At 61.7% G+C, this 10,102-nt stretch carries 6 protein-coding genes and 1 pseudogene; 3 read left to right on the top strand and 4 right to left on the bottom strand.

The genetic code is table 11. The features are described 5' to 3' along the window. Positions 1–83: 83 nt before the first annotated feature. On the bottom strand, positions 84–977 hold the full coding sequence (locus AC1VON_RS17825) for a helix-turn-helix domain-containing protein (RefSeq protein WP_483124364.1): 894 nt from the start codon (positions 975–977) through the stop codon (positions 84–86). Between the two features lie 1,059 nt (positions 978–2,036). On the opposite strand from AC1VON_RS17825, the gene AC1VON_RS17820 reads away from it, so the two are divergent. Both AC1VON_RS17820 and AC1VON_RS17815 read left to right on the top strand, forming a co-directional pair. Further along, positions 2,037–2,657: a hypothetical protein gene (locus AC1VON_RS17820; protein ID WP_483124363.1), complete on the top strand. Its 621-nt coding sequence runs from the start codon at positions 2,037–2,039 to the stop codon at positions 2,655–2,657. A 125-nt stretch (positions 2,658–2,782) separates the two neighbouring features. Next, positions 2,783–4,468 (top strand): hypothetical protein, encoded by a 1,686-nt coding sequence (locus AC1VON_RS17815; protein ID WP_483124362.1) that lies wholly within the window; start codon positions 2,783–2,785, stop codon positions 4,466–4,468. 711 nt (positions 4,469–5,179) lie between these two features. Here the strand turns inward: AC1VON_RS17815 and AC1VON_RS17810 are convergent. Further along, positions 5,180–5,867 (bottom strand): annotated as a pseudogene (locus tag AC1VON_RS17810) (D-lyxose/D-mannose family sugar isomerase). A 244-nt stretch (positions 5,868–6,111) separates the two neighbouring features. Here AC1VON_RS17810 and AC1VON_RS17805 point away from each other — a divergent pair. Continuing rightward, on the top strand, positions 6,112–7,170 hold the full coding sequence (locus AC1VON_RS17805) for a D-TA family PLP-dependent enzyme (RefSeq protein ID WP_483124361.1): 1,059 nt from the start codon (positions 6,112–6,114) through the stop codon (positions 7,168–7,170). Positions 7,171–7,195: 25 nt separating this feature from the next. On the opposite strand, the gene AC1VON_RS17800 is transcribed toward AC1VON_RS17805, so the two are convergent. Further along, positions 7,196–7,960: a heme ABC transporter permease gene (locus AC1VON_RS17800; RefSeq protein ID WP_483124360.1), complete on the bottom strand. Its 765-nt coding sequence runs from the start codon at positions 7,958–7,960 to the stop codon at positions 7,196–7,198. A 175-nt stretch (positions 7,961–8,135) separates the two neighbouring features. Beyond that, complete coding sequence (locus tag AC1VON_RS17795; RefSeq protein ID WP_483124359.1) at positions 8,136–9,908, bottom strand: glucan ABC transporter ATP-binding protein/ permease; 1,773 nt, start codon at positions 9,906–9,908, stop codon at positions 8,136–8,138. Positions 9,909–10,102 lie beyond the last annotated feature (194 nt).

Here is a 10,102-nt window from a genome sequence, read left to right as displayed (position 1 = left end):
CTTCTACCGGAGTGTTACTCGAATACCACAACTCGTTATTTCGCAATGCTAATATAGGCTTAACGGACCCCCGAAATCGGGCGTTAGATTGAGGATCGAAGGCGGGTTGGCGTCGTGCCTCGATACTTCCTCATCGCCGCCGTCAGGTGGCTCTGGCTGGAAAACCCGCTCAGATAGGCAACTTCCGCAATCGTCACGGCTTCGTCCGAAAGCAGACGCGTGGCGTGGTCGAGCCGCAGGTCCAAAAGGTAGCGATGCGGCGCCATCCCGAAGGTTCGGCTGAATGCTTGGGTGAAATGCTTCGGTGAAAGCTTTGCAAGTGCGGCTAGCTCGTCGACAGAGATCTTGCGGGCGAGATTGATGCGCAGGAACTCCAGCAGTTTCTGCGCGGACTGCCTGGAAAGACCGCCCTTGAACTGCTCGGGTCCGCTGGTTCGTGTGGCATATGCGTGAAGCACGTGAATGCCCAGGATCGAGATCAGCTGCTCGACGTGGAAGCGGCTTGCTCCCTCCTTCTTCCTGAGCTCCGCCTTGAGCAGTTGGGCGACACGCAACGCATTGTCGTCCCGCGTGCCCGGGGGCGGAGGCGTCAACTCCGTTTCCACTGGGCCAAATTGCTGCCTGGCAAGTTCTTTGAGGCTGTCGTCCGGGTAGACGATAGTGGCGCTCTCCCGCGCCTGTGATAGACGCAGCCGCGCTTCAAGATGTGCCGGCTTGACGATGATGCTTCCTGCCGGCGCGTCATAGCGCTCGGCCTTGCCCCCTCCAAGTGTGGCACACACTGGTGCGGCCTCGAGACCGACAAGGACGACGTGTTCACCCGCCTCGAAGGTGTGCAGCCCGGGTGGCATGAGGTGATAAGTTGCCCTCCCCCGCTGCGTCGCAATTGTCCGCTCACCGGTTGTCGAAGAAAAAGCCTGCAAATCCTGATCGGATGAATTGAAGTCGGCATCAAGCTCGTGATCAGAAGAAATCATGTTAGTCGGTCGGTGTCATGGGCGGGTAGGAAACACATTCATGGCCTCTATTAGAATTCTCTAATTTACATAACGCTCTTCCATACAGCCTGGCTGAGCGTTTTCACCATTTGGTATGTAAACTGTTCCTCGAATGACCCGGTTCCCGGTCGTTCGATTTTGATTCAACTTAACGATGGGACAGCAGTCCTGTACCATACAAACGCAGCGGTTGTGGGCCACAGTCAAGCGGCTCTGCCCAGCGAAGCGGCTGCATCCGACCGCGCCTTGGCTCAATCATCGCCTCTGCCATGCGATGCCGGGCAAGCGGACGATAGGTCTATTACGGACGTCGTCCGTGCAGTAAACGGCTGAAGGAGGCGTCTCGCCGATCGCGCTTTTAAGTCAGTCCATAGGCTCCGAGTGTCACTCAATTTGACCAAACCCAGCCGCGAAAAAAATCCCATCGATAGGTTGCCGTGCGCAGATGCCGACGCATATTGATCGAGTTTTGAACCGCGGCTTGTGGCGCGAGCCACAAAATATCCAACAATGGTGACGGAACTTGCGTGCTCCGAAGCAGCAGCGCCTCCGGGGCTTTTGACTAAAGCATTGGAGGACCAGGAGAATGCGAGGGCGAAGCTGGATCCGGCAAGAGCGGCAGGCCGAAGCCCAACTGCTCAGGGAACAGATCGTCCAGCTGGAAACTGAGCTACTTACCTAGAGAGGCGCTGCCGAGCCAAGAAGGCTTACCGAGCTCGGCTACCACATTCATTCCAGCAAATTGCGGCTTCAGCGCCTGGAACGCTGCATCTCTGACCTGCAATCCGCCAATCGACGGCGAGAAGAACAGGCCCCATCAGGTCTAGGGATATTTCCTTAACACCTTGAACCCTTCGAACGCGTCATCCCACTGTTCTAACTCCTGAGGACTCACCCGTTGTGGCTTCTGGAAACGAGAGCCCAGTGCCTCGATCAACCGCCGTTCGGCCTCCCTAGCGTCTAGGCGTTCGAAAAAGATTGATGGCCGCGGTTGCCGCTGGCTAAGCTCCGTGAAGGTTTGCTGTATTGGGCTCCATAGTGGTCACTGACACCGAATTCATTCTCGAAAGCATCCGCCAAGGCTGTGTGATTCTTGCCGAGGACGAGTTCCTCATCGACCGACTGGTGAAGTATGTCGGCAACGGAAGGATCCGTTGGCATGTCGAGTTTCGTGGGCATCGCGTCGAGTTCACAACCGGCCAGTTGAAGAAGCAGCCCACCTTCCGCAGGAAGATGCTCGAACAGGCCGGTGTGCTGCCGCCGCAGCGTGCCGGGGCCGATTACAGGCGATGGGCTCTCGATCTGAGAAAGAATGCCATCGAGCTTCCCTGGCGGGATAGACCGGTTGATGCCGGTTTTGCCATCGACGGCCTTGTCAGTCTTGGAGGCGACCGCTGGACGGTTGACTATCAAGGCAAGGTCATCAAGTTCACGACGACCAAACTCCGCCGGCAAACCAGTTTCCGCAAGCGGATGCTGCTCAAGGCCAAGGTTCTGCCGCCCCAGCTGGATCCTGCTGCCTATCGCAAGTGGATGGATTGGCTCATTCAAAACGCCACCCAGGCAGATCTTCAGACCGGCGCTGCTTTGATGACCGAGAAAAGTTGGCTTGACGACTTGCCCGAGCTGGCCGGCTGGCAAAGTGAAGGAACCAACTAAGGCGGCTGGTGTGCCGGCGGTGCCACTCATGGTGTTTGCCATGCCTACAAATTTCGGCACACATTGATCGCTAGGGAATCTGGCCACGGCCTGGCTCGCGGCCGACAGGACTTTGAATGGAAGACATGGACCGATTCGACCTCGGCACCTATCGCCGCCCCATCTCCACACGCTCCACCGCGACCCAGCGCTGGTTCGATATCGGGCTCAACTGGTGCTACGGCTTCAACCATGAGGAAGGCATCAAGTGCTTCGACAAGGCGCTGGAGACGGATCCCGGGTGCGCCTTCGTGCATTGGGGCATCGCCTATGCGGCCGGGCCTTTCTACAATTTGACCTGGAAGGAGCATGGCGAGGCCGAGGCCAACGGCGCGACGAAGCGCTGCTTCGAGCATGTCCAGCTGGCGCGCGCCAACGCGGCTGGCGCCAGCGATGTCGAACGGCGGTTGATCGAAGCACTGGCCAGCCGTTTTCAAAAGCCGCACAAGGTAAGCCCGCAGGAATTCGAACAGTGGGATGATGCCTACGCCACCGCAATGCGGCGCGTGTACCAGGATTTTCCCGACGACCATGATGTGATGGCGCTGCTGGTCGAGGCGCTGATGATGCGCACGGTGCGGCGGCTTTGGAACCTCAAGACTGGTGAGCCGGCGCCGAATTCCGATGTCGTAGAGGCGCTGGAGGTCTGCGAGCGGTCAATCCGGCTGACCGAAGAGGCCGGCGCGGCACAGCACCCGGCGATCCTGCACCTGCATATCCATCTCCTGGAAATGTCCACCATGCCGGAACGCGGCATGCGCTCGGCCGACCGGCTCGGCGAGATGTGCCCCGATGCCGGGCACATGAACCACATGCCGGGGCATATCTATGTGCTGTGTGGCGACTATGAGAAGGCGAAGATCGCCAGCGAAAAGGCTGTCCGTGCCAACGACCTCTATCTCGCCTATGCCGACGAGCCGACCTATTATCTGCTCGGCTGCTGCCACGACCTGCACCTGATGATGTTCACCTGCATGTTCCTTGGCCAGTACCGGCCGGCGCTGTGGGCCGCCGACAAGGTGCGCAGCCTGGTGACGCGAGACGTGGTCGCCATCCAGGACCGGCCCAAGCTCACGCAAACAGTGGAAGGTTATCATGCGATGAAATCGCATGTGCAGGTGCGCTTCGGCCGCTGGCAGGAGATCATCGACGAACCCGTGGTTGAAGAGCCCGGCCTCTATGTACTGACGGCGGCCATGCAGCACTACGCCAAGGGTGTCGCGCATGCGACGCTCAGGCAATTCACGGAGGCCGAGCGCGAGCGTGTGCGGTTCCACCGTCATGTGGAGAACATCCCGGCCGAACGGCGTTTCCTCAGCAACCCAACCCGCGCTTCGCTGGCCGTCGGTGCCGCCTTGCTCGATGGCGAGCTCGCCTACCATCAGGGCCGGCACGAGGAGGCCTACCCCCATTTGCGGCGAGCGGTCGAGCTGGACGACAATCTCTCCTACACCGAGCCATGGGCGTGGATGCACCCGCCGCGCCATGCGCTGGCGGCGCTGCTGCTCGACCGGGGCCATGCGCAAGAGGCCGAGCAGGTCTATCGCGACGATCTCGGCCTGAGCGCCAAGGTGCAACGCTGCGCCCAGCACCCGGACAATGTCTGGGCGCTGCACGGGCTGGTGGAATGCTTGAGGCGCCGCGGCGAAAGCGAAGAGCTGCCGGCCCTGCAGGCAAGGCTCGCCGCGGCGATGGCCAAGGCGGATGTGGCGATCAGCTCGTCATGCCTGTGCCGGACGAGCGTGCAATCGGCGGCAAGCTGCTGTCATTGAGGCTACGGCAGGCGTGCCCCCTTGCCTCGACCACGTCTCATGGCCGGCCGCCGGTAGGTGTACCGATGCGACGTCCTCGTCGGCATTGGAAAACTGCCCATCGGCTCGCGAAACGCGCTGTCGTTGAGATCATCGTGACGGTCGACGCCTCGCAGAGCTGCAGTTTCACGCTGTCGATCAGGCCAGACCCACTGACCTGCATTCCTCAATTAGCACAGAGCAGTCTATCTCATCATGAAGTTGGGCGTGTGGGTCAGGCGCCAGCCAGGAAGCGTAAGACCGAAGCCGCTTGAGCCGGGCTGTTTTCTCGAGCCGCGCCTGACGCTCATCTTCGGGCTGAGTACGAGGCAGCCTTTTGTTCCACTCGCCAGGATACTGCATTCTCTGCTCTCCCCGGTCGGAGCGCATAAGAGACCCACTCAATGAGGGAGTTGGTCCCCTTGCCGGAGGACCACCTGTCGCTCCGGGTTCCCCGCTCTCCACCTGGGCTGGATGCCACCACAGGCGTCGACGAGAGTCGCCATCCATTTTGATGAGGCTGCCGCAATTAACCTCGGGCCTCGGCAAAGCTTTCCTTCACACCTCAAACTCGGCTTCATCGAGCGCCGTGGCTCAAACTGGCGACCAGCCTTGGTCATACCTGTGCCGGACGAGCGCGCAGCCGGCGCCAGGCTGCCGTTAAAGCTGCCGGTAGGCGACCGCCGCCTGCCCTCAGCCCAGCCATTTCTCATAGTCGGCCACCAGCAGGTGCACTGGAGCAACATCCTCGTCGATGTTGGAGAATCGGCCGATCGGCTCGCGGAACACGTTGTCGGTCAGATCGTCGTTGACGGTCGACACCTCACCGATCAGCACGTCCTTGCCCTCGGCCCAGAAGGCGTGCCAGACGCCGGGCAGCAGAGTGACGCTCTGACCGGGGTCGAGCTTCAGGAGGCCCCCCGCCGGCAGCCTGTGGATGGTTCCGTCGACCGGCACCGACACTTCCGCCTTGGGGTCGATACCGCCGTCGCGATCATGCATGAACAGTTCCAGCACCAGCTTGCCGCCGCCGCGGTTGATGATGTCCTCGGCCTTGATGTTGTGGCGGTGCATGGGCGACAGCTGGTCCTTGCGCGAGATCATGATCTTCTCGGCATAGAGCATGCCCATGCCCTTCTTCATGTCCTCGTAGCGGCCATTGCGCACGGTGAACAGGAACAGGCCGAGTTCCTTGAATTTCTCCTGGCCGTAGTCGGTGATGTCCCAGCCGAGCCGCGAGGTGAATATGGCGGAGGAGTTCGACCTGGCGTGCCTTCATCTCTTCCGGCGACCAGTAGGCGAAGGGCGGCATGATGTAGCCGAACGAGCGGATGAAAGCGTCGGCTTCGCGGATGATGTCGTTGATGGCGGAGCGTTTCATGATCGTAACCCTTCGTGTCGACATGCTTAGGTTGTTGCATGTCGTCATCCCAAAACCGCTGGGCACTTTTGGGCGACATGCATTGCAAATCGCATAGCCGAACGCCGATGCGGTGTCGATCCATCTCGCGCCTGCACGCCCGCTGCGCCAAGCGCGGATGGCCCATCGATCCGGTCCGCTGGCCGCGTGACATCACCCGCTTTCAGGCTCATAACCCCTGCGAATTCTCACAGAGTGATAGACTATGCCGACCATCCACGACCTCGACACGCCGTCGATCCTGATCGACGCCGCGCGCGCCGAAGCCAACATTGCCCGCGCACAGGCCCATGCCGACAGAAACGGGCTGAAGCTCAGGCCGCACATCAAGACGCACAAGCTTCCTTACTGGGCGAAGAAGCAGGTGGCGGCGGGTGCCGTCGGCATCACTTGCCAGAAGATCGGCGAGGCCGAGGTCATGGCCGACGCCGGGCTGTCCGACATTTTTCTTCCCTACAACATCCTCGGCCGCGCCAAGCTGGAGCGGCTGAAGGCGCTGCACGGTCGCGTCACCCTGTCGGTCACGGCGGACAGCATGGAAACGCTGGAAGGACTGGCCGCCACTTTCACCGATGCCGGCCATCGCCTCCCGGTGCTGGTCGAATGCGACACCGGCATGGGCCGCTGCGGCGTGCAGACGGCCGATGAGGCGGTTGCACTGGCAAGGGTGATCGACAAGGCCGGCGGCCTCACCTTTGGCGGGCTGATGACCTATCCTGCGGCGGGCCGCGCCGCGGAGGCCGAAGCTTGGCTCGCCGACGCCAGGCAGGTGCTGACCGCTTCGGGTCTCGCCTGCGAACGCATCTCCAGCGGCGGCACGCCGGACATGTGGCGCTCCAGCGATACATCTGTCGTCACCGAATATCGGCCCGGCACCTACATCTATCTCGACCGCTATCAGGTCGCCAAAGGTGTCGGTACCTTGGACGATTGCGCGCTGACGGTGCTGTCGACCGTGGTCAGCCACCCGACGCCGACGCGTGCCATACTCGATGCGGGCAGCAAGGCGCTGTCCAGTGACACGCTCGGGCTAAAGGATTTTGGCGAGTTGCTCGGCGCTGCCGACGCAAGGGTGACCGGGCTTAGCGAAGAGCATGGCACCGTCACGCTTTCCGGTGACGCGAAACTGCGCATCGGCGATCGCGTGCGCGTGGTGCCCGATCATTGCTGTGTCGTCACCAATCTGTTCAACCAGGTCAACCTGATCGACGGCGAGAAAGTGCTGGAAACGCTGCCTGTGGCGGCACGCGGTTTGATGGCGTGAGCACTTTCGGCGGGTAACAGGTGAACTAGGCCGGTTGCCTCTCGGCCTGTCGTGCCGCGACCCTGCGCATGGCGATGACCCTGCGGCGCCGTATCTCCGTGCGCATTGCCATCAAGTGCAACGCGAAGAACAGCACCGTGAAGCCGATAGCCATGACCAGCAGCGGCCACAGCAGGCTGGGATCGATGGTCGGCCCGCCGAGCCGGAATACCGAGGCCGGCTGGTGCAGCGTGTTCCACCAGTCGACGGAGAACTTGATGATCGGGATGTTGATGAACCCGACCAGCGTGATGATGGCAGCGGCCCAGGCTGCGCGACTGGCATCGTCGAGCGCGCGGGTCAGTGCGATGATGCCGAGATACATCAGGAACAGCACGAAGACCGAGGTCAGGCGCGCATCCCACACCCACCAGGTGCCCCACATCGGCTTGCCCCAGATCGAACCGGTGATCAGCGCAAGTGCCGTGAAGACCGCGCCGATGGGTGCCGCCGATTTCAGCGCGACATCGGCCAGCGGATGGCGCCAGACCAGCGTGCCGAGGGCGGAAACCGCCATCAGCGTGTAGCACATCATGGCAAGCCAGGCGAAAGGCACGTGGATGTACATGATGCGCACGGTGATGCCTTGCTGGAAATCCTCGGGCGCGGCGAAGCTCATATAAAGGCCGATGGCAAGGATGAGTGCGGCGATCGCCGCCAGCCACGGCACGACCTTGTCGACCAGCGCGACGAAGCGCGTCGGGTTGGCAAGGTCCATCCAGCCGCTCAGGCGTGAAGTCGTGTCGCTCATGCGACTTTACATAGACCGCCGGCGCGATTGGGGCAATCGAGCGGTGGTGTCGCAGGCTGGGTTACCCCTGCCCCTCGTGGGAGGGTCGCTGCGAAGCAAAGGGGCGGCGGCGCGCGCTGCCCCCACCCGGACCTCTGGTCCGACCTCCCCACAATGGGGAGGTAAAAGATGATGCTTACGCGGCTTCGCCCTGCACGGAGCGGCTGAGACGGCGGACTTCTTCGTCGTTGAGCAGGCCGCCGGCGCGCAGCAGGCTGGCGAAGCGGCCGTTGCGCAGCGACAGTTCAGCGAAGCCGCCCATTTCGACCACCCTGCCCTTGTCCATGAACACGACAAGGTCGGCGTCGCGAACGGTGGTCAGGCGGTGCGCGATGATAAAGGTGGTGCGGTCGCGCCGCAGTTCGTCGATCGCTTCCTTGACGCGATCCTCGGTCTCGACGTCGAGCGCGCTGGTCGCCTCGTCGAGCACCAGGATCGGAGCATCCTTCAGCACGGCACGGGCAATGGCGATGCGCTGGCGCTCACCACCCGACAACTGGCCGCCACGCTCGCCGACCACGGTGTCGTAGCCATTGCTCTTGTCCAGGATGAAGTCCTGCGCGGCAGCCGCGACGGCGGCGGCATGGATCTCAGCATTGCTCGCATCGGCGCGGCCAACACGAATGTTGTCCTCGATCGAGCGGTTGAGAAGCCCGGCGTCCTGGAACACGGTGGCGATCGAATGGCGCAGCGACTTGCGGGTCACGGTGCGGGTATCGATGCCATCGATCAGGATACGGCCGCTGGACGGCGAGAAGACGCGCTGCAGCAGATTGATCAACGTGGTCTTGCCGGCACCCGTCGGTCCGACGATGGCAACCGTCTGGCCGGCCTGAACCTCGAAGGACACGTCGCTGACGCCTTGCCCCGAATTGGCGAATTCGAAGCTGACATCCTCGAAACGGACATGGCCGGTGACATTGGTGAGGTCGCGCAAGCCATCCGGCTCCGCGGCATCGGCGGCCGAGTCCTCGAGCTTGTAGAAATCCTCAAGCTTGGCGCGGGCCTCGGAAATCTGGTTGGCGAAAGCCGACATCTGGTCGAGCCGCGAGATCAGCAGCGTGGCGAAGCCGGTGAAGGCGATCACATCGCCGACGCGCAACTGGCCATGCGTGACCAGATAGGCGCCGATCAAAAGCACCACCATCATCGAGATCGTTGACGACAGGCGATTGAGCGCATTGGCGATGGCCCACCAGTCGAGCACGGGATTTTGCGCGTCGAGCAGGTTCTTGACATAGCCGCGCAGCGTCTCAGCCTCATGGCCCAGACGGTTGTAGCTCTGCAGAACGGCGACGTTGCTCACCGAGTCCGTCACATGCGCGAACACCTTGTGGTAGTGACGCTCGACGGCGGCCTGGCCTGCCTTGGTGCGCTTCATGACCAGCCGGCCGATGCAGACATAGAGTACGCCCAGCCCGAGCAGCACCATCGACATGCGCACATCCATGCTTAGCGCCGTAGGCACCAGCAGTACGAGCGCAACGGCGGTGGACAGATGCTGGCGCATGAATTCGAGCCACAGGCTGAACAGCGTCTCAACGGCCCGCAACAACGTGTGCAGCGCGTTGGAAGTGCCACGCTGATGATGCCAGGCGAGCGGCATGGTAATGACGCGTTCGAACGACTTGCACAGCACTTCGCTACGCCGGGCGTGGGCAAACCGGTCGGCGCCGCGCGCCACCAGGACGAAAGCGATCACATTGAAGGCGCCCAGGCCAGCCCATACGGCAAGCGTGGAGAACACCGAGCCGTGCGCGGAAATCGCATCGATGACCCGGCCAAACATGATCGGCTCAAGAATTGCGATGGCGGCAAGGGCGACGTTGGCCGAACAGATCAGCGCCACGCGCTTCTTGTCGGCGGCCAGATAGCCCAGCGCTCTCCAATAGATCTGCAGAAGTGACACTTCAGCTACTCCGCCAACTCTCTATTGTGCCCAATACCAGTATTGTGCACTGCACCATTCCATGACACGTAACGGTTGATGCGTCGCAAAACAATGCCCGTCTATCGCTTCCGTTCCCATTTAGCGAACAAAACATGACGACGATGCGAAATCTGACGTGATCACCTAACGGTTTGAGATAAAAGGTGAAATGC

The sequence above is a fragment of the Mesorhizobium sp. HAY1-8B genome (assembly GCF_056868045.1).
This window is presented reverse-complemented; position numbering and strand designations above follow the sequence as displayed.